The sequence below is a fragment of the Zafaria sp. Z1313 genome, from assembly GCF_050563205.1.
Classification (GTDB): Bacteria; Actinomycetota; Actinomycetes; order Actinomycetales; family Micrococcaceae; genus JAZDCJ01.
In genome coordinates, this window is sequence record NZ_JBNWUK010000001.1 from 399,633 (window position 1) to 422,482 (window position 22,850).

The following is a 22,850-nucleotide window of genomic DNA, read 5'->3' on the forward strand; positions in this document are numbered from 1 at the left end:
GGCCACGCGCCCGGCTCGCCCCGATTCCGGGACCGGACGGGGCAGGCTGGCCGGTAGGATGGGGCGGTACCTGCCCCGGCGAAAGGAACGGCTTCGTGTCCCTGCTCGAATCCATCGGCGAGCCCCGCGACCTGCGCGCGCTGGAGCCCGGGCAGCTGGAGGAACTGGCCGCGGAGATCCGCGGCTTCCTCATCGCCAACGTCGCCCGCACGGGCGGCCACCTGGGGCCGAACCTGGGCGTCGTGGAGCTCACGATCGCCCTGCACCGCGTCTTCGACTCGCCGACCGACTCCGTCGTCTTCGACACCGGCCACCAGTCCTATGTGCACAAGCTCCTCACGGGCCGGCAGGACTTCTCCACGCTGCGCCAGGAAGGCGGCCTGGCCGGCTACCCCGACCGCTCCGAGTCCGTGCACGACATCGTCGAGTCCTCCCACGCCTCCAGCTCTCTGTCCTGGGCCGACGGGATCTCCCGTGCCTACCGCCTGCGGGGCGAGGACGGGCGCTACGTCGTCGCGGTCGTCGGCGACGGCGCGCTGACGGGCGGCATGGCCTGGGAGGCCGTGAACAACATCGCCGCGGACAAGAAGCGCAAGGTCGTCATCGTCGTCAACGACAACGGCCGCTCCTACGCGCCGACCATCGGCGGCCTCGCCGACCAGCTCGCCGGGCTGCGGCAGACCCTGGACAAGGTGCGCACGCACCGCGTCTACGAGGGCACCCTCGACTGGTGGAAGGCGCGCCTGCAGGACGGCGGTCCCGTGGGCCGCTTCGCGTACAAGTCCCTCCACGCCACGAAGAAGGGCATCAAGGACTGGTGGGCGCCGCAGGGCCTCTTCGAGGACCTCGGCATGAAGTACATCGGACCCATCGACGGCCACGACCTCGAGGCGGTCGAGGAGGCCCTCCAGATGGCCCGCGACTACGAGGGGCCCGTCATCGTGCACGCCCTGACGGAGAAGGGGCGCGGCTACGCCCCGGCCCGCGCGCACGAGGAGGACCAGTTCCACGCCGTCGGCGTGATCGACCCGGAGACCGGCCAGGCCGTCGAGCGTCCCGGGGCCCGCTCGTGGACGAGCGTGTTCGGCGAGGAGATCGCCGCGATCGCCGACGAGCGCGAGGACATCGTGGGCCTGACCGGGGCCATGCTGATCCCGGTGGGCCTGCAGGAGTTCGCCGAGCGGCACCCGGAGCGCGTGTACGACGTCGGCATCGCCGAGCAGCACGCCATCACCTCCGCGGCCGGCATGGCGTTCGGCGGCCTGCACCCCGTCGTCGCCATCTACGCGACCTTCCTGAACCGGGGATTCGACCAGCTGCTCATGGACGTGGCCCTGCACCGCGCGGGCGTGACGCTCGTCCTGGACCGGGCGGGCGTGACCGGGCCGGACGGGCCGAGCCACCACGGCATGTGGGACATGGCCCTCCTGCAGATCGTCCCCGGCCTGCACCTCGCGGCCCCGCGCGACGCCACGCGCCTGCGCGAGGAGCTGCGCGAGGCCGTCGCCGTGTCCGACGCCCCCACCGTGCTGCGCTTTTCGAAGGGCACGGTCGGCGGCCAGATCGAGGCCCTCGAGCGCCTCCACGACGGCGTCGACGTCCTCGCCCGCCACGGATCCGGGGATCCGGACGTGCTCATCGTCGCGGTCGGATCCATGGCCCCGATGGCCCTCGACGTCGCCGAACGCCTCTCCTCGCAGGGCATCGGCTCCACCGTGGTGGACCCGCGCTGGGTGCTGCCCGTGCCGCGCTCCGTCGTCGGGCTCGCGGCGCGCCACCGGATCGTGGTCTGCATCGAGGACGGCGTGAAGGCCGGCGGCATCGGCTCCCGCATCCGCCAGGAGATGCGCGCCGCCGGCGTCGACACGGCCCTGAACGAGGTGGGCCTGCCGACGGAGTTCCTCCAGCACGGCTCCCGGGGCCAGGTGCTCGAACGCGTCGGCGTCACGGCGCAACGGATCGCCCAGGACACGCTCGCGCAGGTCCTCGGCACCAAGGTCCCGTTCGCGCGGCCGCTGCCCGGCCAGGACCTGCCCACCGGACAGATCCCGCAGCTGTGAGCGTCCCCGAGGGCCTCCTGCCGCACCCCGAGGGCGCCGTTCCGGGCGACCTCGTCGCGGCCCGTGCGTGGAAGTACGACGGCGGGGCGCACTGGGTGGTCCCCGGGCGGTACCTCGGCGCGGATCGACACGGCGACTGGGTCTTCCAGCCGGCCGGCTCGTTCGTGGCCCGCCCCGGGCTGGCCTTCCATGCCGAGTCCGACGCGGTCTGCCTGTTCCCGCGCGGCGGCGACTGGGTCGCGACGTTCTACGACGAGGACCACCCGGGCGGCGTCCGGCTCTACATCGACGTCTCCACGTCCTTGGGCTGGCGGCCGCTGCGCCCCGCGGGATGGGAGGCGAACTCGATCGACATGGACCTCGACGTCGTCGACTCCGCCGAGCGGGGCCTCTACCTCGACGACGAGGACGAGTTCACCGAGCATGCCGGGCGGTACGGCTACCCGGAGGAGCTCGTGCGGCGCATGCGGGCCTCCGCCGAGTCGCTCCTGGACGACGTCGGGGCGCGGCGCGCCCCATTCGACCAGGACACGGCGGGGCAGTGGTTCGCCGCCGGCCGCCGGCTCGACCGAGCGGCCACCGCCCGCTCCTGACCCACCGACCTCCCGCCCGGCACCACCGCCGCACCCGACCCATCGGCCCCGCCGATCCAGCCACCCAAGGAGCACCATGGCCATCATCCGCACCTACCGCCGGGACGAGAAGGGCGAGCTCGAGTTCCGCGAGGCCTGGTACGAGCCCTACACCGATGCCGAGCTCGGCCAGTTCGTGGTCAACCACGGCAAGGTCGGCCACCAGTCCACCGTCAAGGACGTCGACGACGTCGACCCCGCCGCGGGCGCGCAGCTGATGTCGGCGTTCGCCGAGCAGTGCGCCGAGGACGGCTTCGCCGAGATCCCCGCGGCCGAGCAGTACTGGGTCGTGGCGCAGTATGCCCTCAAGAGCAGGGACGGGACGCAGCGGGACGAGTACCTGCGCGAGAAGGCCGTGGACCTGCTCTCCGGCCACCTCGCGTGGCGCGGACTCGGCACGGTCGAGTCCTGGGACCTGGCGCCCTGGAAGCTCAACGTGCGCATCCTCAGCCCGGAGCCGGGCAAGGCCGTCGCGGCGATCAAGACGTGCCTGCGGGAGGCCGACCTCGATTTCCGCAAGCTCTCCATCGCCGTCGGCGGGCAGGGCGGGATCGGGACGCTGCGCCAGAAGCACCCCGCGCCCGGCAAGGCGCCCTTCACGCTCGACTAAGCGGTCACCCGCCGGGGCCACACCTCCGGACGGGCCGGCAGGACGCCCGGAGACAGACGCACGGAGGCCCGGCCCCCCTCAAAGAGGCCGGGCCTCCGTGCGTCGCGCCGCGCCCTCGGGAGGGCGGGACGACGGCGTCAGTCGGTTCCGGAGTCGAACGCCGCGGCCTCGATGGCCCGCTCGAACGCCGAGGCGCCCTCTCCGGCTCCGTCCTTGACGGCGATCTCCTCCGCGCCTCCGGCTTCCAGCTGGCCCACGAGCTCGGCTGTGGCCCCGCCCACGAGGCCCTGGCCGGCGTACTGCTCCAGGCGCTGGCGGGAGTCGGCGATGTCGAGGTTGCGCATGGTCAGCTGTCCGATGCGGTCCAGGGGGCCGAACGCGGCGTCGCCGACGCGCTCCATGGAGAGCTTGTCCGGGTGGTAGCTCAGCGCGGGGCCCGAGGTGTCCAGGAGTGTGTAGTCCTCGCCGCGGCGCAGGCGCAGCACCACGGTGCCCGTCACGGCCGAGCCGACCCAGCGCTGGATGGACTCGCGCAGCATCAGCGCCTGCGGGTCCAGCCAGCGGCCCTCGTACATGAGCCGGCCCAGGCGGCGGCCCTGCTCGTGGTAGGTGGCCACGGTGTCCTCGTTGTGGATCGCGTTGAGCAGGCGCTCGTAGGCGATGTGCAGCAGCGCCATGCCGGGCGCCTCGTAGATGCCGCGGCTCTTGGCCTCGATGATGCGGTTCTCGATCTGGTCGCTCATGCCCAGGCCGTGGCGGCCGCCGATGACGTTGGCCTCGTTGACGAGGGCGACATCGGACTCGAACGTGGCGCCGTTGATGGAGACCGGGCGGCCCTGCTCGAAGGCGATCGCGACGTCCTCCGTGGCGATCTGAACGGACTCGTCCCAGAAGCGCACGCCCATGATCGGCTCGACCGTCTCGAGCGAGGTGTCCAGGTGCTCGAGCGTCTTGGCCTCGTGCGTGGCGCCCCAGATGTTGGCGTCCGTGGAGTAGGCCTTCTCAGCGGAGTCCCGGTACGGGAAGCCGTGGGCCTGGAGCCACTCGCTCATCTCCTGGCGGCCGCCGAGCTCGGTCACGAAGTCGGGGTCGAGCCACGGCTTGTAGATGCGCAGCCGCGGATTGGCCATGAGGCCGTAGCGGTAGAAGCGCTCGATGTCGTTGCCCTTGTAGGTGGAGCCGTCGCCCCAGATGTCCACGCCGTCCTCGCGCATCGCCCGGACGAGGAGCGTGCCGGTGACGGCGCGGCCCAGGGGAGTGGTGTTGAAGTAGGCGCGGCCCGCGGAGCGGATGTGGAAGGCGCCGCAGGCGAGGGCCACGAGGCCCTCCTCGACGAGGCCGGGCTTGCAGTCGACGAGCCGCGAGGCCTCGGCCCCGTAGTCCAGGGCGCGGCCCGGCACGGCGTCGATGTCGGGCTCGTCGTACTGGCCCAGGTCGCCCGTGTAGGTGTAGGGGACGGCGCCCTTGTCGCGCATCCAGGCCACGGCCACCGAGGTGTCGAGGCCGCCGGAGAAGGCAATGCCGACGCGTTCGCCGACGGGAAGTGAAGTGAGGACCTTTGACATGCCTCCTACGCTATGGCTTCCGCGCCCAAAAGGGGAACCGGGAACACCCGGGAGCGCGCATGTGAAGCACGCGTGCAAGAATCGAGGACACATGCCCCGCACGCGCCGCAGCCGCGGCCTGCCCGAAAGGACGCCATGGAACAGGACCAGATGAACTACCGCCGCCTCGGGGACTCGGGACTCGTGGTGTCCGTCGTCGGGCTCGGCTGCAACAACCTGGGCCGCAGCGGGACGGCCACCGAGTCGCAGGAGGGCACGGACGCCGTCGTCCACGCCGCCGTCGACGCCGGGGTGACCCTCTTCGACACGGCCGACACCTACGGCCGGGTGCCCGGGCTCTCGGAGGAACGGCTGGGACGGGCGCTCGGCACGCGCCGCTCCGACGTCGTCGTGGCCACGAAGTTCGGGATGGATGCCGGCGGCGCCAACGGGCGCGACTTCGGCGCCCGGGGTTCGCGCCGCTACATCACGACGGCGATCGAGGCCTCGCTGCGCCGGCTCGGGACCGACTACATCGACCTCTACCAGTTCCACACCCCGGATCCGCTCACGCCCATCGACGAGACGCTCGCCGCCCTCGACGACGCGGTCCGCGCCGGCAAGGTCCGCTACGTCGGACATTCGAACCGGGCCGGATGGCAGATCGCCGAGGCCGAGTTCACCGCCCGGATGACCGGGGGCACGCGCTTCATCTCGAGCCAGAACCACTACAACCTCCTGGACCGCCGGGCCGAGCTCGAGGTGGTTCCCGCGGCGGAGGCCTACGGGCTGGGCGTCCTGCCCTACTTCCCGCTGGCCAACGGCCTGTTGACGGGCAAGTACTCCCACGGCGCGGCACCCGAGGGCTCCCGGCTGACGCACTCGCGGCAGAACCTGCTCGAGAAGGCGGACTTCGAGCAGCTGCGCGCCTTCGGGGAGTTCTCGCGCGAGCGGGGACTGAGCGAGGTGCAGGTGGCCTTCTCGTGGCTCGCCGCCCAGCCCGCGGTCTCGAGCGTCATCGCGGGCGCGACCCGCCCGGAGCAGGTGCGCGAGAACGCGTTGGCGGCGTCGTGGACGCCGTCCGCCGCCGACCTGGAGGCCCTCGACGCCCTGTTCCCGCGCGTGCCCCGCGTCGCCCTCTTCTAGGCCGCCGGAGATGGAGCCGTTCGAGCGCTGGGAGGCCTTTCACGAGCCCTCGGGGCGCGTCGGCGCGCTGCGCCGGAGCCTCGAGGCCGGCGTCCTGACAACCCGGATCGCGTTCGGCCGCCCACCCGAGCTCTACCTGGCCGTCTCGCGCATCCGCCTCGACGACGACGGCTCGTGGCAGCTCAGCCGCTTCCACGCCCCCGGCACGACCGGTCCCGTGCTGTTGGACCGGACGGGCGGCGGCTTCGGCCCGGAGTCGATGCCCGGCTACGGAGAGTTCCTGCTGGTGCGCCGCTTCGTGGCGGGCGGCGCCGCGGAGCTGCCCTACGTGCAGCTGGCCGACGACGTCCCCGGCGGCGATCCCGTTTCCGCGGTGCTCCGCGCGGCTCCCTCCGCGCCACGCCGGACCTCGGTCGCCGTCGACGGGCTCGGGCTCGACGGGGCGCGGGCCGTGGAGAGGATCCAGGCCGGCCGCACGGCCGCCAGGCACTGGGTCCGCGCCGGCGAGATGGTGGCGAGTGATTGGCAGGGCGCCGTGTCCGTGCCGGTCGCGGGCGCGCCGAGCGACGCCGCCTGGGCGAGCCTCGAGGACCTCGACGACGCCGCCATCGAGTTCCTCACGGCGACGGGACGCCATGCGGGAAGCTGACGCCGCGCCGGGGGCGGGCCCGGAGCCCGTGCGGATCCTCATGGACAACGACACGGGGATCGACGACGCCCTGGCGCTCGCCTACCTCGCCGCGTGCCCCCACGTGGACCTCGTCGCCGTGACGAGCTCGCCCGGCAACGTCGGCACGGCCCAGGTCGCCGCCAACAACCGGGCCCTGCTCGCGCTCTGCGGCCGGGCCGGCGTCCCGGTCCTGACCGGCGCCGAGACGCCCCTGCAGCTCCGCCTCGTGACGACGCCGGAGACCCACGGCCCGCAGGGCCTCGGGCACGCCGTCCTGGATCCCGTGCCGCCCCCGCAGGCGGGTCCCGGCGCGGTTCCGGGCGACGCCGTCGCACGGTGGGTCGAGGCCGCCCGCGCCGAACCAGGGCGGCTCACGGCCCTGCTGACGGGGCCCCTGACCAACTTCGCCCTCGCCCTGCGCGCCGAGCCCCGGCTCCCGTGGCTCTTCAAGCGCGTCGTGATCATGGGAGGCGCGTTCTACCACCAGGGCAACACGACCCCGACGGCCGAGTGGAACACCCACGTGGACCCGCACGCGGCGCGCGAGGTCCATGCGGCCTATGCCCGTGCGGCCGAGGAGGGCCTGGACCCGGACCGCCTGCCCGTGCTCTGCCCGCTCGACGCCACGGAACGCTTCGAGATGCGCCCCGCCTTCCTCGCCGAGCTGGCCCGCGAGGCCGGGTGCCCGGAACCCGAACACGTCGCCGACGGTCAGCCGGACGGGCTGCCCAGCCGCGCTGCGAACCCGCTCGTGAGACACCTGTCCGACGCGCTGCGCTTCTACTTCGAGTTCCACCGCGACTACGACCAGGGCTACATCGCCCACGTCCACGACCTCTTCGCCGCCGGCGTCGCGGCGGGCACCATGGCCTACCGGACCCGTCCGGCCGCCGTCGACGTGGAAACGGAGTCCAGCCTCCTGCTCGGCACCACCGTGGCCGACTTCCGCGGGCTCTGGGGCCGGGCGCCCCACGCCCACGTCGTCGAGTGGAATGACCCGGAGGCGGGCTTCGCCGATGCGGTCCGCCGCCTCGGGCTCCTCGCCCGCCGGATCGACGGGACCCGGCCGGATCGATCGCGGATCGGATAGGATGCTGAACCGGGTCGAGGTGACATAGGCCCGCACCCCGCACACCCCATCCAGCACGCCTGACGCGCCCTGCGCCGCCGCGTGTGGCAGGAGAGCCTATGTCCACGTCCCCGTCCGCCCCGCCGTCCCTGCTGGCCGCCCCCGGTTCCCGCGGTCCCTCCCGGCGCTCCACGATCCTCGGGGCGGCGGGCCTCGCCGTCCTGGCCGGCACCTACATCGTCCTGCTGGCGACCCGGCCGGACGCCGTCGCGGGGGGTCTCGGCGAGGCCGCGGCGCTCGGCGCGTTCGCCGGCTACCTGGCCGCCGCCCTCCTCCTGCTCGCGGCCGTGCTGCCCGAGCTGCCCACGGAGGCCGTGGTGCTGATCCCGGCCGCCCTGGCCCTGAACATCGTGCTCGGACAGTTCGTCGGCTCCGTCATGCTGCCCCTCTACCTGGACTCGATCGGGACCGTCCTGGTCGGCTTCCTCGCCGGGCGCCGGGCCGGGGCGGCGACGGGCCTGATGGGGACGCTCATCTGGTCGCTCTTCAACCCGACCGTCCTGCCGTTCGCGGCCGGCGCCGGGCTCATCGGCTTCCTCGCCGGCACCGCCGCCCGCTGGGGCCTGGTCCGCCGCGTCTACCTGGCACCCGTGGCCGGCCTCGCGACGGGCGTCGTGGCGGGCGTCGTCTCGGCGCCGGTCGCCGCGTTCGTCTTCGGCGGGACGTCGGGCGTCGGCACGGGCGCGCTCGTCGCGGCCTTCCGCTCCATGGGCGACGGCCTGCTCTCCGCCGTGACGAAGCAGGCGCTGATCTCCGACCCCGGGGACAAGGCCGTCGTCTTCCTCGCCGTCGCCCTCCTGGTCGCGGCCCTTCCGCCGCGGCTGCTGCGCGGATTCCGCTCGCCCGCGGCCCGCCGGGACCCCTGAGCGGATCTCCCGTGGCCCGGCTGCATCCGTTCACGACGGCGTCCTTCGCCGCCACGACCGCCGTCGTCGTCATCGCGAGCGGCTCGCGCTGGGCCGCGGCCGCGACGGTCCTCGCGTGCGCCGTCGCAGCGGTACGCACGGGCCGGCTGCGCCGTTTCGCGGCGGCCTGCGCGGCCGTCCTCGTACCGTTGTGGGCTTCGCAGCTGATGATCCACGCCCTCGTGGACCGCTCCGGCGCCGCGGCCCTGTGGGAGGTGGGACCGCTGCGGATCACGGCCGGGGGACTCGATACCGCGCTCGGGCTGGGCCTGCGCGCGGCGGTCCTCGTCGCGGTGGGAACACTTGCCGCCCTCGCGGTCGATCGCCACGATCTCGTGGCGGCGATCGACGCCGCCGGCGTGCCAGCACAGCTCGGCTACATCGTCGGAGCGGCGTTCGGCCTGGGCCCGCAACTGGCCGGCCGCTCCCGGGCCATCGGGCGCGCCCAGGCGCTGCGCGGCGCCGGCGGCCGCGGCCCGGCGGGGTGGCTGCGCGCCGTCCGGCTCCGGGCCGTTCCGCTGGTCGTGGCGACCGTGCAGGACGCCGCCTTGCGCTCCGGGCACCTCGCGGCCCGCGGCTTCCCCGCGTCCGGGGCGGTGGTCCGCTACCGCGAGGTCGCCGACTCGCGGCGCCAGCGCCTCGCCCGCCGGATCGCGCCCGCGGCCGGCGCGGTCCTCGCCGTCGTCCTGATCGCCGGTGGGGGAGCGCTGCCGTGACGGAACCGCTCCTGCGCTACGAGCTGGACTCCTACGCCCCGGCCGCCGCAGCCGGTCCCGTCCTGTCGGGATGCATCGTCGAGGTCGCGCCCGGCTCGCTCACGGTCGTCCACGGGACCTCGGGGTCCGGGAAGTCGCTGCTCGGGAGCCTGCTCGCCGGGCTCCTCCCGCACGGCGGGGACGCCCTCGACGCGCGGGTCCGCCTCGCCGGCCAGCGCCTCGCCTTCCACCCGGGAGACGGCGCCCTCCCGGACCGCGCCGCGTGGGGCCGCCACGTCGGGCTGCTGCCGCAGGACGCGCGGACCCTCTTCTCCGCCGCGCGGGCCACGGTCGCCGAGGAGATCGCCTTCGCCCTGGAACAGCGGGGCATGGAGCGCGCCACGATGCAGCGCCGCGTCGGGGAGGCGGCCGGTGGGCTGGGCCTCGACGCCCTGCTGGCCGCCGATCCCTTCGCCCTCTCCGGCGGGCAGCAGCGCCTCGCCGCGCTCGCCGCGCTCGTCGCCGTCCGGACCCCGGTCCTGGTCCTCGACGAGCCCTTCGCCGGCCTCGACTCCGCCGCCCGCCGCGTGCTCGCCGCCGCCCTGGCCCGCCTGCGGGCGCGCGGCACGGGAGTCGTGCTGCTGGGCAACGGCCTGGAAGACGACGCCGGTGCCGCCTCCGGTGCCGACGCCGTCCTCCGGCTCGGCTCGGGGACGCTGCGGCGCGAGGCGGCCACGGCGCCGGACGCGGCCCGCGTCGAAGGGTCTCCGTCGGCCCGAGCCGATGCACGGACGCACCGCGCGCCGGAGGTCCCGTCCACCGCCGGCGGTGCGGACCCGGCGTCGGACTCCGCATCCGGCGGCGCCCGATCCCGTTCCGCGCACTCCCTTCCGCGGTTGAAGCTCATCGGACTGGCGGCCGCTCCCGACGGCGGCCCCGTCGCCGTCCGCGGGCTCGATCTCGAGCTGGGCCCGGGGGAGCGGCTCGCGCTCACCGGCGCCAACGGCGCGGGCAAGACGACCGTGCTGGCCACGATCGCCGGCCTGCTGCCACCTGCCGCGGGAACCGTGCTCGTCGACGGGGCGCCCATCCGTCCGGGCCGGCCGGCGGAGACGGCGCGGCGGCTCGGGCTGGCCCTGCAGCATCCCGCGGACCAGCTCTTCGAACGGACGGTGGAGCGCGAGGTCCGGTTCGGGCTGCGCGGGCCGCGGGCCGGGGCGGAGACCGCCGAGATCCTGGAGCAGCTCGGCCTGCGCGACGACGCCCGGACCCACCCGTGGGAACTGCCCGCGGCGAAGCGCCGGCTCGCGGCCCTGGCGACCGTCCTCGTGCGGAAACCCGGCGTGCTGTTGCTGGACGAGCCGACGAGCGACCTCGACGCCGACGCCCGCGACCGGCTCGAGGACGCGCTCGCGGCGGCCGCCGGACGGGGAGCCGCGATCGTGTTCACGACCCACGACGCGGAGTTCGCGGCGCGCACCGCGGATCGGCAGGAGGCGCTCCGGGCGCCCGGCCCGGGCACCGCCCCCGGGGATCTCCGGGACTACAGGTAGATCAGGACGTCGTCGCCGTCGATGGCGGCCGCGAAGCGCTCGAGGGGACGGTTCGCCGGTCCGCCCGTGACCGCGCCGTCGGCGTGGGCGAAGCGCGAGCCGTGGCACGGGCACTCGAACTGCGTCTCGCCCGTGAGCACCTCGCAGCCCGCATGCGTGCAGACGGCGCGGTACGCGAGGACCGTCTCGGCGTCCGGCCGGTAGAGCAGGTAGGCGCGGCCCTCGACCTGGACGGAAAGCGAGGCGCCCTCGGGAAGCTCGGACAGCGTGGCGGCCTGCGTGCCCTCGGCCCCGCCCCCGGCCGGCGCCGAGGGGACCTCGGCGGGCGAGGCGGAGCCGCAGGCCGCGAGGAAGGCCGCGCCCCCGGCGGCCACCGAGGTGCCGAGGACGGTGCGGCGGGCGGGGCGGGGTGTCTCGGTGCGCGTCATGGGCACCATCGTAGGACGCACGCGGGGCCCGGCACAGGGGACCCGGCTGTGGGTCTCCTGTGCCGGGCCCCGGGGCACCGGCGCGAGTGGTCCTAGCCGGCGTGGAACGGACGCCCGTTGACGCGCTGCGACGCGCCGACCCGGTCCAGGTACGGGGTGATGCCGCCCAGGTGCATGGGCCATCCCGCGCCGAGGATCATGCAGAGGTCGATGTCCTCCGGGCCCTCGACCACGCCCTCTTCGAGCATCAGGCCGATCTCCTGCGCCAACGCGTCCTGCGTGCGGACCAGCAGCTCCTCGGCGGTGCTCGGCGAGTCGCCGAAGGAGAGCAGGGCGAGCGTCTCCTCCGGAATCCGCACGCTGCCGTCCTCCTGCTTCTCCCACAGGCCCTTGACGCCGTTGTCGATGAGCGCCTGCTGGTTCGCGGAGACCCGGAAGCGGTCGCCGAACGCGTCGTGGAGGGACTCCATGACGTGCTGGGCCACGGGGATCCCGACCATCGCGAGCAGCGTGAAGGGGCTCATCGGCAGCCCCATCGGCTTCAGGGCCGTGTCCGCGACCTCCGCGGGCGTGCCGTCGTCGAAGGCGTTGGACACCTCGCCCATGAGGCGCAGGAGGATCCGGTTGACGACGAACGCCGCGGAGTCCTGGACCAGGACGGCCGTCTTCTTCAGGTTCTTGGCGAGCGCGAACGCCGTGGCGAGCACCTCGTCCGTGGTGTGCGGCGCCTTGACGATCTCGATGAGCGGCATCACGGCGACGGGGTTGAAGAAGTGGAAGCCGACGACGCGTCCGGGGTGGCGCAGGTCCTGGGCCATCTTCGTCACCGAGAGCGAGGAGGTGTTGGTCGCGAGGATGCACTCGGGGGAGACGACCTGCTCGACCTCGGCGAAGACCTTCTTCTTGACCTCGAGCTCCTCGAACACGGCCTCGATGACCAGGTCCGCGTCGGCGAAGGCCGACTTGTCCACGGAACCGGTCACGAGGGCACGCGTGCGGTTGGCGGCGTCGGGCGAGAGCCGCTTCTTCGCCGCGAGCTTGTCGATCTCGCCGTGGATGTAGGCGAGTCCGCGGTCCACGCGTTCCTGGTCGATGTCCGTGATCACGACGGGCACCTTGAGCGACTTGGCGAAGAGCAGGGCGAACTGTCCGGCCATGAGGCCGGCACCGACGACGCCGATCTTGGCCACGGGCCGCGCCAGCTTCGCGTCCGGGGCGCCGGCGGGTCGCTTGGAGCGCTTCTGAACCAGGTCCAGGAACGCGTAGACCGTGTCATGGAACTGCGGGGTCTGCATGAGTTCCGTCAGGGCGTCGCACTCGAGGCGGGCCGACTCCGGCTGGGTCGCCGTCAGCCCCGCCTCGAAGACGTCGAGGACCTTGGCGGGTGCCGGTGCGGCGTTGGAGGTCTTGGCCTCGACGAACGCGCGCGCCGTGGCGGCGGCCGCGGTCCAGCGGGCCGCGGTCTCCGGGTCCGCCGGGTCGACGGCGTGGCGGCGCTCGGGCTCGGCCCCGTCGACCACGGACGCTGCCCAGGCCACCGACTGCTCGAGGAAGTCGGCCGGGGCGAACGCGGCATCGGCGATCCCCAGCTCGAACGCCTGCGCTCCGCCGAGCGTGCGGTTGTTGTTCAGCGGGTTCTCGATCATCACCTTCAGCGCGGCCTCGGGGCCGATCAGGCGGGGCAGGCGGTAGACGCCGCCCCAGCCCGGGACGAGCCCGATGAAGGCTTCCGGCAGCCCCAGCCCCTGGGCGCCCGTGGAGACGGTGCGGTAGTTCGCCGCGAGGGCGATCTCGAGCCCGCCGCCGAGGGCCATCCCGTTGATGAAGGCGAAGGTCGGGACGCCGAGGTCCGCCAGGAGGTCGTAGGCCGCGTGGCCCAGCTCGGCCATGAGGCGCCCCTGCTCGGCGGTGCGCAGCCCCTTGACGGCGGACAGGTCCGCGCCCGCGACGAGGAAGTACGGCTTGCCCGTCACGGCGAGGGCGTGGATCCCTCCGGCCGCGGCGCGATCCCGCTGCTCCAGGAGCGTCTGCCCGAGGCCGATCAGGGTCCGCGGGCCGAGCGTCGTCGGCTTGGTGTGGTCCAGTCCGTTGTCGAGCGTAATCAGCGCGAGGGTGCGGCCGCCGGGCAGCGGGACGTCGGCGACGAGGGCGTTCGTGACGACCTCGTTCGGAACCAGTGCGGTGAGCGGTTCGAAGCGTGCGAAGGAATCGTGTGCCATGGTCCTAGGCGTCCTTTCCGTAGTCTGCGTGGTGCGGGTTCTCCCAGATCACGGTGCCGCCCATGCCGAGGCCGATGCACATCGTGGTCAGGCCGTAGCGCACCGAGGGGTCCTGCTCGAACTGCCGCGCCAGCTGGGTCATGAGGCGCACCCCGGAGGAGGCGAGCGGGTGGCCGACCGCGATGGCGCCGCCGTAGCGGTTCACGCGCGGGTCGTCGTCGGCGATCCCGAAGTGGTCCAGGAAGGACAGGACCTGGACGGCGAAGGCCTCGTTGACCTCGAACAGGCCGATGTCGTCGATGGCCAGGCCCGCCTGGGCGAGCGCCTTCTCGGTGGAGGGCACCGGCCCGATCCCCATGACCTGCGGCTCGACGCCGGCGAAGGCGTAGGACACGAGCCGCATCCGCACGGGCAGGCCCAGCTCCTCCGCTGCCCCGGAGGAGGCCAGGAGGGCGGCGGTCGCGCCGTCGTTCAGGCCGGCGGCGTTGCCCGCCGTGACGCGTCCGTGGGCGCGGAAGGGGGTCTTCAGCCCGGCCAGGTCGGCCTCGGTGGTGCCGGGGCGCGGCGGCTCGTCGCGCGTGTGGACCGTCCACCCCTCGCCGGGGCGGCGGGCCGCGGTGGGCACGAGGTCGGGCTGGATGCTGCCGGCCTCGTAGGCGGCGGCGAGCTTGGCCTGGCTGGCGACGGCGTAGCGGTCGGCCCGCTCCTTGGTGACGGCCGGGAAGCGGTCGTGGAGGTTCTCGGCCGTGTTGCCCATGTTCAGGGCGGCGGGATCGACGATCCGCTCGGAGAGGAAGCGCGGGTTGGGATCGGCGCCGGCGCCCATCGGGTGGTTGCCCATGTGCTCGACGCCGCCGGCGATCGCGACGTCGTAGGCGCCGAAGGCGATCGATCCGGCGGTGCTCGTCACGGCGGTCATGGCGCCGGCGCACATGCGGTCGATCGCGTAGCCGGGAACGGTGTGGGGCAGGCCCGCCAGCAGCGCGGCGGTGCGGCCGATGGTCAGTCCCTGGTCCCCGCTCTGCGTCGTCGCCGCGATCGCCACGTCGTCGATCCGCTCGGGCGGGAGCGAGGGATGGCGGCGCATGAGCTCGCGCAGGCACTTCACCACGAGGTCGTCGGCGCGCGTTCCGTGGTAGATGCCCTTCTCTCCGGCCTTGCCGAACGGGGTGCGCACGCCGTCGACGAAGACGACGTCGCGGACCGCGCGGCCGCGGCCGAGGGGGCGGGTGGGGGTGGGGTTCACCGGGTGCTCCTTACGGAAGGGTGGGACGGGTGTGATCCACCCCATACGTTACTGGCCGGTAACTTGGGATGCAACAATGGCGCGGGGTGCCGTCCCACCGATCCTGTCAGAGCGGGTCCGGGTCGAGGAAGGCCACGGTCAGGACCGGGGCCGCGATCTCCACCTGCCAGGGCCGGGCGCCGAGGCTGGCGAGGGCTTCCGCGATCGAGTCCGGCTCGATCGGGGTCGGCGGCCGCCAGGCGATCCGGCGCAGGAAGTCGGGGGTCAGCAGGTTCTCGACGGGCATGTCCAGCTGCTCGGCCGTGCGCTGCAGGCGCGGGCGGGCGGTATTGAGGCGGGCCGCCGCGTCCGGGTCCTTGTCGGCCCACGTGCGCGGTGGCGGCGGGGCGTTGGACGGCAGGTGCAGGGGCGGCAGGTCCTGCGCGGCGCGGGCCTCCTGCAGTGCCCGGAGCCACCGCGGTGCCTCCTTGCCCGCGGCCCGGCCATGGAAGCCCGGGGTCTTCAGCAGCGCGGGAACGGTCGTCGGCATGGCCTTCGCCGCGGCGACGAGCGCCGCGTCCGGGATGAGCCGGCCCGGGGCGACGTCCCGGTTCTCGGCGAGTGATTCGCGTTCGTGCCAGAGGGCCCTGACGGCGGCGAGCTGGCGCCGGTCGCGCAGGGTATGCAGGCCCGAGGTGCGCCGCCACGGATCGGTGCGCGGCGGCGCGGGTGGTGCCGTGCGGATGGCCTCGAACTCCTGCTCGGCGTAGGCGAGCTTGCCGTCGCGTTCGAGGAGCGCGACGAGTTCCGCGCGCAGTTCCACGAGGACCTCGACGTCGAGCGCGGCGTAGCGCAGCCACGGCTCCGGAAGCGGGCGCTTGGACCAGTCGGCGGCGGAGTGCTCCTTGGCGAGCGAGAGGCCCAGGAGGGATTCGACGACGGCGCCGAGGCCCACGCGCGGCAGGCCCGCCAGGCGGGCGGCGAGCTCGGTGTCGAAGAGCCGGTCCGGGTGCATTCCGAGCTCGGCGAGGCACGGGAGGTCCTGCGTCGAGGCATGGAGGATCCATTCGACGCCGGAGAGCGCGTCGCCCAGGACGGCCAGGTCCCCGAACGGCTCGGGGTCGATGAGCCAGGTCCCGGCCCCCTCCCGGCGGATCTGCACGAGGAAGGCGCGTTGGCCGTAGCGGAACCCCGAGGCCCGCTCGGCGTCCACGGCGGCGGGCCCGTGTCCGGCGGCGATGGCCTGCGCGGCGCGGCGCAGGCCAGACTCCGTGGAGATCACGAGCGGCACGCCGTCGCGCGGCTCCGTCAGGGGCACCGCCCCGGCGTCGGAGGATCCCGGATCCTGGGTGGCGGAGGACAGCTCGTCCTGCTCGGGGGCGCTGGTGGCGGCGTCGGCTGCGGTCATGATGCAGACGATTCTAGTGCCTTCACGAACGACGTCGGTGGGGCAGGGCCGCGACGCCGGGCGGCAGCGGGGGCAGCCCGGCGAACGTGCACACCATGTCGCCCCAGGCCTCGAGGTGCGCGGTGACGTCCGCGTCGAGCGGCGTCCAGGAGGCGCGCAGCTCGATGTCGATCGTCCCCTCGCGTCCGGCGAGCGTGCCGAAGCTCTCCGAGAGCACGCGGGTCGCGGTCCCCCCGGCGTTGACGTGCGGGGCCGCATGCTCCTCGAGCGCCTCCGCGAGCCAGGTCCACGCGACCGAGCCCAGCATCTCGTCGTTGCCCATGTCCGCCTCCAGCTGGGCGCGGATGTAGGTGACGATCCGGAAGGTGCCGTTCCAGACGGGGGAGCCGGCGGGGTCGTGGAGGAGGATGAACCGGCCCGTGGCGAGCTCCTCGTCCACCGTGTCGGCGGCGTGGAGGGCGGCGGCGGCCGGGCCGTGGAGGCGGACGGCCGGCCGTCCGGCCTCGACGACGTCGGCGGAGAGGGCGACGGCGAACGGCGCCAGCCGGGCGGGTGCGGGGATCTCCTCGAGCCGCATCTCCGGGCGGCACTCGGCCCGGCGCAGGGCGGAGAGCGCCGTCAGGAAGTCCGGTGGAACCGAAGCCAGGTCGCCAAGTGCGGTCACACCCCCGATTTTAGGGCGGCCCGGCCCCGGCGCGTCCGAGGCACGCCGGGGCCGCACCGGGGACTCAGCCGGCGGAGAGCTCCTCGCGCAGCGCCGCGGCGAACGCGTCGATGTCCTCCTCGCTCGTGTCGAACGAGCACATCCAGCGCACCTCGCCCGCTCCGCGGTCCCAATCGTAGAAGCGGAAGCGCTCCCGCAGGCGGTCGGCCACGGCGTTCGACAGCCGCGCGAAGACGGCGTTGGACTGGGTCGGCTGCGTCGCCTCCACACCCTCGAGGGCATCGACGGCGGCGCGCAGCCGGGCGGCCATGGCGTTCGCGTGGGAGGCCGAGCGCAGCCACAGGTCCCCGCCGTAGAGCGCCACGAGCTGCGCGGAGGTGAAGCGCATCTTCGAGGCGAGCTGCATGTTCATCTTGCGCAGGTACTTCAGTCCGTGGGCGGCCTCGGGATCGAGGACGACGACGGCCTCGCCGAACATCAGCCCGTTCTTGGTCCCGCCCAGGCTGAGGATGTCGATCCCGGCGTCCCGGGTGAAGGCGCGCAGGGGCAGGCCGAGGGCGGCCGCGGCGTTGGAAAGCCGGGCGCCGTCCATGTGGACCTTCATTCCCAGGGAGTGGGCGTGTTTCGTGATGGCCTTGATCTCGCGCACGGTGTAGAGGGTTCCGAGCTCGGTCGACTGGGTGATGGACACGGCGAGCGGCTGGGCCCGGTGCTCGTCGCCCCAGCCCCAGGCCTCGCGGTCGATCAGCTCGGGGGTGAGCTTGCCGTCCGGGGCGGGCACGGCGAGCAGCTTCATGCCGCCGATGCGCTCGGGGGCGCCGTTCTCGTCCACGTTGATGTGGGCCGTCCGGGCGCAGACCACGGCGCCCCAGCGCGGCAGCAGCGACTGCAGGGCCGTGACGTTCGCCCCGGTGCCGTTGAAGACGGGGAACACCTCGGCCGCGGGGCCGAAGTGGTTCAGGACCACGTGGGAGAGGTGCTCGGTGTAATCGTCCTCGCCGTAGGCGGTCTGGTGCCCGCCGTTGGCGGCCGCGAGGGCCTCGAGGACCTCGGGGTGCACGCCCGAGTAGTTGTCGGAGGCGAATCCGCGGACGGCGCGGTCGTGCAGGGGCTGGTTCACGTGGCTCCTGGGGTCGTAGGTGGTGGGGGGTGCGGCGCGGGCCCGGGGGACGGGCCGCGTGCCGCGGGGCTCAGGGGATGGCGGCCGGCGTCCCGGGGTTCAGCGGGCCGCGGTCAGGTCGATCCGCGCGCCGTTGAGCCCGTCCGCGTCGCCGGAGGCCACGCGGACGAGCTCGCGGCCGAAGTCCTCGACGTCCGTGAAGCCGGCGAAGGACTTCTCCGGCTCGGCGGCGCGCGCGGCGGCGTCGGTGAACGCCTTGATGGCGAGGACGACGGCGGCCGAGCGCTGCGGCACGGGATCCTGCCGGCGCCCCGACTGGGCCGCGCGGAAGCCCGCCGCCACGGCGCGCACCCACGCCTCGGCCGCGGCCTTGGCGGCGACGTAGTTGGCGCCGGAGGCGGTGGGGTGTTCGACGGCGGAGGCCGAGACGATCACGAGCCGCCCCCGTGCGGAGTCGGCGAGGTCCTCGTAGAACGCGCGGGAGGTGTTCCGCAGCGTCGTGACGACGTGGGTCAGCAGGAACTCCCAGTCCTCGTCGGACTGCCCGGCGAGCCCGCGGCCGCCGCGCCAGCCGCCCACGAGGTGGACCAGGCCGTCGAGCCGCCCGTGCTCCTCGTGGATGCGGCGGGCGAGCCCGGCCACGGCGTCCGGATCGGCGAGGTCGGCCACGTAGCGGCCCGCGGCAAACGGCACCCGCCCCTCCAGCCGCCCCGCATCGGTGCCCGCCGCGAGGACCGTGGCACCGGCGTCGTCCAGGGCGCGCGCGGCGGCGGTTCCGGAGGCGCTCGTGGCCCCGGCGACCAGATAGAGGGCCCCGGCCAGGGGCCGGGACTCCGTTGCGCTGAAGCTCATGGGGGCCAGTCTAGGGGCTCGGCGACGACCGCGCGCGGCTCAGGCCGCGTCCGCGCCGCCGGCCGGGGCACCGGTGATGCCCACGGTCGATTCGATCACGGGCTTCATCTTCTTGGACAGCGCCTCGTAGAACATGGACAGCGGGAACTCGTCGTCCATGACCTGGTCCGTCACCTCCCGCAGCGGGGCGGTCAGCGGCAGGGCGTCGGGGCCCTTCGCCCACGTCGAGGCCGGGTGCGGCGTCACGGTCGCCGAGACGAGCTCGTACGCGGCGAGCCAGTGGGCGAGCTTCGGGCGGTCGATCGAGCGCCAGTACAGCTCGTCGATCGCGTCGCCGAGGGCGCTGACGACGGCGGGGACCTGGTCCCAGTCGATCGTGAGCTTGGTGTCGGTCCAGTGCAGGACGTGGTGCTGGTGCATCCAGGCGAAGAGCAGCTGGCCGCCGAGGCCGTCGTAGTTGCGCACGCGGGAACCCGTGATGGCAAAGCGGAAGATGCGGTCGAAGATCACGGCGTACTGGACGAGCTTCGCGTGCTGGCGGGCGACGGGATCCGCAGCGGCGTCCTGCTCGATCCGCACCGACTCGCGGAACGCCGTGAGGTCGCAGCGCAGCTCCTCGAGCGAGTAGAGGAAGAACGGCATGCGCTGCTTGATCATGAACGGGTCGAACGGCAGGTCGCCGCGCATGTGCGTGCGGTCGTGGATGAGGTCCCACATGACGAACGTGCGTTCGGCGAGGGCCTGGTCCGTGAGCAGCTCGGCGGCGTCATCGGGGAGCTCGAGGTTCGTGATGCCGGCCGCGGCCCGGACCACGCGGCGGTAGCGGGCCGCCTCGCGGTCCTGGAAGATCGCGCCCCACGTGAAGCTCGGGGTCTCGCGCAGCGCGACGGACTCGGGGAAGAGCACGGCCGAGTTCGTGTCGTAGCCCGGCGTGAAGTCCAGGAAGCGCAACGGGACGAAGAGCGCGTTCGAGTAGCCGCCGGCCTCGAGGCCCGCGATGAAGTCGGGCCAGATGACCTCGACCAGGACGGCCTCGACGAAGCGGTTGGTGGAGCCGTTCTGCGTGTACATGGGGAAGACCACGAGGTGGCGCAGACCGTCGACGCGGTGCAGCTGCGGCTGGAAGGCGACGAGCGAGTCGAGGAAGTCCGGCACGCCGAATCCGCCCGCGGACCAGGCCTCGAGGTCGGCGACGAGCAGTTCGAGGTACTCGGCATCGTGCGGGAACTGAGGGGCCAGCTCCCGCACGGCCGCGGTGATGGAGGCGACGAGGCCGGCGGCCCGGGCGTGGTCCTCGGCCTCGGGGACGGAACCGTCCTTGACCTGCAGCCGCTGGAGTTCCGTCGCGGCGGCCTTGAGCGAGAGCCACGCCTGCGAGGCCACGAGATCCGCGGCGTCGAGGGGTTGGGGGCTGAGGGTGGGCTGCGTCATCGCTGCACCTCTTTCCGGTGTGACGGCCGGCGCGTCGCCGGCGGAGGGAACGGCGGCCCGGTGGGCGTCCGCCATGGTCCCTCCAGCCTAGGCATCGGACAGGAGCGCTGGTGCGAATAGCTTTCAAGGCCAAGTGATGCTAATGCTTGGAAGCACGCGCCGCGTCCCCAGCGACAGGGGCGGCGGTGGTCGAAGGAGTGTCCATTGGCGCCGGGCGGGCGGGTGCGGCCGCGGAGCCTCCCGGCCCGCCGGCCGGGGCCCGGTCAGGGGGCCGGGCGGAGCTTCAGGGAGACGGAGTTGATGCAGTAGCGCTGGTCGGTCGGCGTTCCGTATCCCTCGCCCTCGAAGACATGCCCGAGATGGGAATCGCAGGCCGCGCAGCGGACCTCGATCCGCTCCATGCCAAGCGTTCCGTCGCGGAGGTAGCGGACGGAGCCCTCGGCGAGCGGCGCCCAGAACGAGGGCCACCCGCAGTGCGCGTCGAACTTCTCAGAGCTCGTGAACAACTCGGCTCCGCAGGCGCGGCACGCATAGACGCCCTCCTCGTGGCTGTCCCAGTACTCGCCCGTAAAGGGGCGCTCCGTGCCGGCACGGCGCAGGACCTGGTACTCGGCCGGAGTGAGCTCGCGCCGCCACTCCGCGTCGCTCTTGACGACTCTCGGGCCGTCGGGGGTGGATGGCTGGCCGGGGGTGTTCTCGCGCATGACGGGTTCAACGCGCAGGAGCGGCCCGGGATTCCCGGCCCCCGCGCGGCAACTGGCCGAGCGGTGACCGACTTGGAATGATGGGGCCATGAGCCACGAAGCACGCAACGCCCTCCCGGCCCGCCCGACGGGACCCATGGTGCGCTGGGGACTGCTCGGTGCCGGCGTCGGGGCGGTGGCCGGCTCGGTCTTCGCCGCGAGCGTCTCGGCGCTCGCCGGCTACTTCGCGCGCCAGGTCGTCACGCCCAAGCCCCGCGTGGAGGACATCGCGATCCTCGCCGTCGTCCGGGGGGTCGACGGCGACGAGGTGATCCTGCCCGCGAACGCCGAGACGACGGCGCCGGGCAGCTACTCCCTGTATTTCGACGGCGGGGCGGGCCACGCCCGCATCGGTCGCGTCCTGTCCTTCGTCCCCGCCGAGGGGACCGTCTCGCGCGAGGTCGAGCACGTCTACGCCGGCGAGCTGCGGGCCGCCGTGCGGGGCTGGTGGTCCGGCGTCGTCTATCCCACCCCCGCGGAGATCGGGGCGGACGCGGATGACGTCGAGGTCCAGGTCGAGGGCGGCGTGGCACCCGCCTGGCTCGTGCCCGGAACCCACCGTGCCGGGACATGGGCCGTGATGGTCCACGGCCGCGGGGCCTCCCGCACCGAGGGGATCCGCGCCATTCCCACGGCCCGGGAGCTCGGCATGACATCGCTCCTCGTGTCCTACCGCAACGACGGCCTCGCGCCAGACGCCGGTGACCAGCGCTACGGCCTCGGGAGCACCGAATGGGAGGACGTCGACCACGCCATCGACTTCGCCGTGTCCCGGGGCGCCCGGGACATCGTCCTCTTCGGCTGGTCCATGGGCGGGGCGATCTGCCTGCAGCTCGCCGACAAGTCCCGCCACCGGCGGCGTCTGCAGGCGCTGGTCCTCGACGGGCCGGTCGTGAACTGGATGGACGTGCTGGCCCACCACGCGCGGGTCAACCGGATCCCCGAGTCCGCGGGCCGCCTGGGCCAGTGGCTCCTCTCCAACAAGGCCGGCCGCTGGGCGACGGGCCTGGCCTCGCCCGTGAACCTCAAGGACCTGAACTGGGTGGCCAAGCCCGAGCAGCTGCGGCTGCAGACGCTGATCCTGCACAGCGAGGACGACGACTTCGTGCCCGTGGGGCCTTCGGCCGCGCTGGCGGAACTCAACCCGTCCATGGTCACGTTCGAACGCTTCACCCAGGCGGGCCACACGCGCGAATGGAACGTGGACCCGGAGCGCTGGCACTCGACCGTCGTCTCCTGGCTCGGCTCCGTGCTGGACGCGCCCCATCCGGGCCGCCCCCGCGCGGAGGCCGCCGCCGGGTCCTAGCCCGAGGCGATCGGGGCCCGCGCTGCACCGAGCAGGGCACGCAGCCGCTCGGGCGCGAGTTCGAGGTCGAGGCCGCGCCGCCCGCCGGAGACGAACACGGTCCCGTGCCCGAACGCCGACTCGTCGACGACCGTGGGGGACGGGTGGCGCTGCCCGAGCGGCGAGATGCCTCCGACGACGTATCCGGTGCGGCGCTCGGCGAGGGCCGGATCGGCCATCTCCACGTGCTTGACGCCCACCGCCGACGCCATGGCCTTCAGGTCGAGGCTGCGGTCGACGGGCACGATCGCGACGGCGAGGGCCGCCCGGCCCGGCCGTCCCGTCGTCACGAGCAGCGTCTTGTAGACGCGGCCCGGTTCCACGCCGAGGGCCTCGGCGGCCTCGAGCCCGAACGAGGCCGCGCGCGGATCGTGGTCGTACTGGTGGACGGCGAAGGCGATCCCGGCTGCCTCGAGGACCGAGGTCGCGGGGGTGCCCGGCGCTGCGTGCTTCCTGTTCCGCCCGGCCATG

Annotated in this window: 21 protein-coding genes; 10 read left to right on the forward strand and 11 right to left on the reverse strand. The window is 73.7% G+C overall.

Translation table 11 applies throughout. The annotated features are described in order from the left end of the window. Nucleotides 1–95: 95 nt before the first annotated feature. The 3 genes from dxs (at nt 96) to ACQ3I4_RS01815 (ending at nt 3,302) form a co-directional block, all read left to right on the forward strand. Entirely contained in the window at nt 96–2,060 is a 1,965-nt protein-coding gene (gene dxs / locus ACQ3I4_RS01805; RefSeq protein ID WP_430632695.1) for a 1-deoxy-D-xylulose-5-phosphate synthase, read from the forward strand. Continuing rightward, nucleotides 2,057–2,653, forward strand: coding sequence for a DUF402 domain-containing protein (locus ACQ3I4_RS01810; protein ID WP_430632696.1), 597 nt, complete (start codon nt 2,057–2,059; stop codon nt 2,651–2,653). The genes dxs and ACQ3I4_RS01810 overlap by 4 nt, the downstream gene beginning before the upstream one ends. A 76-nt stretch (nt 2,654–2,729) precedes the next feature. Beyond that, the gene (locus tag ACQ3I4_RS01815; protein WP_430632697.1) at nt 2,730–3,302 is read left to right on the forward strand and encodes a hypothetical protein; all 573 of its coding nucleotides are present in this window, start codon (nt 2,730–2,732) and stop codon (nt 3,300–3,302) included. Between the two features lie 137 nt (nt 3,303–3,439). Here ACQ3I4_RS01815 and argG read toward each other — a convergent pair whose 3' ends face one another. Continuing rightward, the gene (argG, locus tag ACQ3I4_RS01820; protein WP_430632698.1) at nt 3,440–4,867 is read right to left on the reverse strand and encodes an argininosuccinate synthase; all 1,428 of its coding nucleotides are present in this window, start codon (nt 4,865–4,867) and stop codon (nt 3,440–3,442) included. 150 nt (nt 4,868–5,017) lie between these two features. Here argG and ACQ3I4_RS01825 point away from each other — a divergent pair, with 150 nt between their 5' ends. The 6 genes from ACQ3I4_RS01825 (at nt 5,018) to ACQ3I4_RS01850 (ending at nt 10,944) form a co-directional block, all read left to right on the forward strand. Next, nucleotides 5,018–5,992 (forward strand): aldo/keto reductase, encoded by a 975-nt coding sequence (locus tag ACQ3I4_RS01825; RefSeq protein ID WP_329860110.1) that lies wholly within the window; start codon nt 5,018–5,020, stop codon nt 5,990–5,992. Between the two features lie 10 nt (nt 5,993–6,002). Then, nucleotides 6,003–6,641 (forward strand): hypothetical protein, encoded by a 639-nt coding sequence (locus ACQ3I4_RS01830; RefSeq protein ID WP_430632699.1) that lies wholly within the window; start codon nt 6,003–6,005, stop codon nt 6,639–6,641. Continuing rightward, nucleotides 6,628–7,752 (forward strand): nucleoside hydrolase, encoded by a 1,125-nt coding sequence (locus tag ACQ3I4_RS01835; RefSeq protein WP_430632700.1) that lies wholly within the window; start codon nt 6,628–6,630, stop codon nt 7,750–7,752. Before ACQ3I4_RS01830 ends, ACQ3I4_RS01835 begins: the two co-directional genes overlap by 14 nt. A 98-nt stretch (nt 7,753–7,850) precedes the next feature. Further along, nucleotides 7,851–8,657: an ECF transporter S component gene (locus ACQ3I4_RS01840; RefSeq protein WP_329859997.1), complete on the forward strand. Its 807-nt coding sequence runs from the start codon at nt 7,851–7,853 to the stop codon at nt 8,655–8,657. Nucleotides 8,658–8,668: 11 nt separating this feature from the next. Beyond that, entirely contained in the window at nt 8,669–9,412 is a 744-nt protein-coding gene (locus tag ACQ3I4_RS01845) for an energy-coupling factor transporter transmembrane component T family protein (RefSeq protein ID WP_430632701.1), read from the forward strand. Continuing rightward, the gene (locus ACQ3I4_RS01850; RefSeq protein ID WP_430632702.1) at nt 9,409–10,944 is read left to right on the forward strand and encodes an ATP-binding cassette domain-containing protein; all 1,536 of its coding nucleotides are present in this window, start codon (nt 9,409–9,411) and stop codon (nt 10,942–10,944) included. The genes ACQ3I4_RS01845 and ACQ3I4_RS01850 overlap by 4 nt, the downstream gene beginning before the upstream one ends. On the opposite strand, the gene ACQ3I4_RS01855 is transcribed toward ACQ3I4_RS01850, so the two are convergent. The 9 genes from ACQ3I4_RS01855 to msrB all read right to left on the reverse strand — a co-directional run bounded on the left by ACQ3I4_RS01855 (nt 10,935) and on the right by msrB (nt 20,995). Further along, nucleotides 10,935–11,372 (reverse strand): ubiquinol-cytochrome c reductase iron-sulfur subunit, encoded by a 438-nt coding sequence (locus tag ACQ3I4_RS01855; RefSeq protein ID WP_329860000.1) that lies wholly within the window; start codon nt 11,370–11,372, stop codon nt 10,935–10,937. The genes ACQ3I4_RS01850 and ACQ3I4_RS01855 overlap by 10 nt on opposite strands. A 92-nt stretch (nt 11,373–11,464) precedes the next feature. Then, nucleotides 11,465–13,591, reverse strand: a complete 2,127-nt coding sequence (locus ACQ3I4_RS01860; protein ID WP_329860001.1) for a 3-hydroxyacyl-CoA dehydrogenase NAD-binding domain-containing protein — start codon at nt 13,589–13,591, stop codon at nt 11,465–11,467. Between the two features lie 4 nt (nt 13,592–13,595). Next, a complete protein-coding gene (locus tag ACQ3I4_RS01865) occupies nt 13,596–14,837 on the reverse strand; it encodes a thiolase family protein (RefSeq protein ID WP_329860002.1) in 1,242 nt (413 codons plus the stop codon). Nucleotides 14,838–14,943: 106 nt separating this feature from the next. Beyond that, entirely contained in the window at nt 14,944–16,224 is a 1,281-nt protein-coding gene (locus ACQ3I4_RS01870) for an HRDC domain-containing protein (protein ID WP_430632703.1), read from the reverse strand. 22 nt (nt 16,225–16,246) lie between these two features. Continuing rightward, on the reverse strand, nt 16,247–16,888 hold the full coding sequence (locus tag ACQ3I4_RS01875; RefSeq protein ID WP_329860005.1) for a DUF3000 domain-containing protein: 642 nt from the start codon (nt 16,886–16,888) through the stop codon (nt 16,247–16,249). A gap of 64 nt (nt 16,889–16,952) precedes the next feature. Beyond that, nucleotides 16,953–18,008, reverse strand: coding sequence for a threonine aldolase family protein (locus ACQ3I4_RS01880; protein WP_430632704.1), 1,056 nt, complete (start codon nt 18,006–18,008; stop codon nt 16,953–16,955). A gap of 99 nt (nt 18,009–18,107) precedes the next feature. Next, on the reverse strand, nt 18,108–18,860 hold the full coding sequence (locus tag ACQ3I4_RS01885) for an SDR family NAD(P)-dependent oxidoreductase (protein WP_329860007.1): 753 nt from the start codon (nt 18,858–18,860) through the stop codon (nt 18,108–18,110). A gap of 39 nt (nt 18,861–18,899) precedes the next feature. After that, the gene (locus tag ACQ3I4_RS01890; RefSeq protein WP_329860009.1) at nt 18,900–20,291 is read right to left on the reverse strand and encodes a DUF6421 family protein; all 1,392 of its coding nucleotides are present in this window, start codon (nt 20,289–20,291) and stop codon (nt 18,900–18,902) included. A gap of 263 nt (nt 20,292–20,554) precedes the next feature. Beyond that, nucleotides 20,555–20,995, reverse strand: coding sequence for a peptide-methionine (R)-S-oxide reductase MsrB (msrB, locus tag ACQ3I4_RS01895; RefSeq protein WP_329860010.1), 441 nt, complete (start codon nt 20,993–20,995; stop codon nt 20,555–20,557). An 88-nt stretch (nt 20,996–21,083) separates the two neighbouring features. On the opposite strand from msrB, the gene ACQ3I4_RS01900 reads away from it, so the two are divergent. After that, complete coding sequence (locus ACQ3I4_RS01900) at nt 21,084–22,340, forward strand: alpha/beta hydrolase family protein (protein ID WP_430632705.1); 1,257 nt, start codon at nt 21,084–21,086, stop codon at nt 22,338–22,340. Here ACQ3I4_RS01900 and ybaK read toward each other — a convergent pair. Then, the gene (gene ybaK / locus ACQ3I4_RS01905; RefSeq protein ID WP_329860012.1) at nt 22,337–22,849 is read right to left on the reverse strand and encodes a Cys-tRNA(Pro) deacylase; all 513 of its coding nucleotides are present in this window, start codon (nt 22,847–22,849) and stop codon (nt 22,337–22,339) included. The two genes, ACQ3I4_RS01900 and ybaK, sit on opposite strands and share 4 nt — an antisense overlap. Nucleotide 22,850 lies beyond the last annotated feature (1 nt).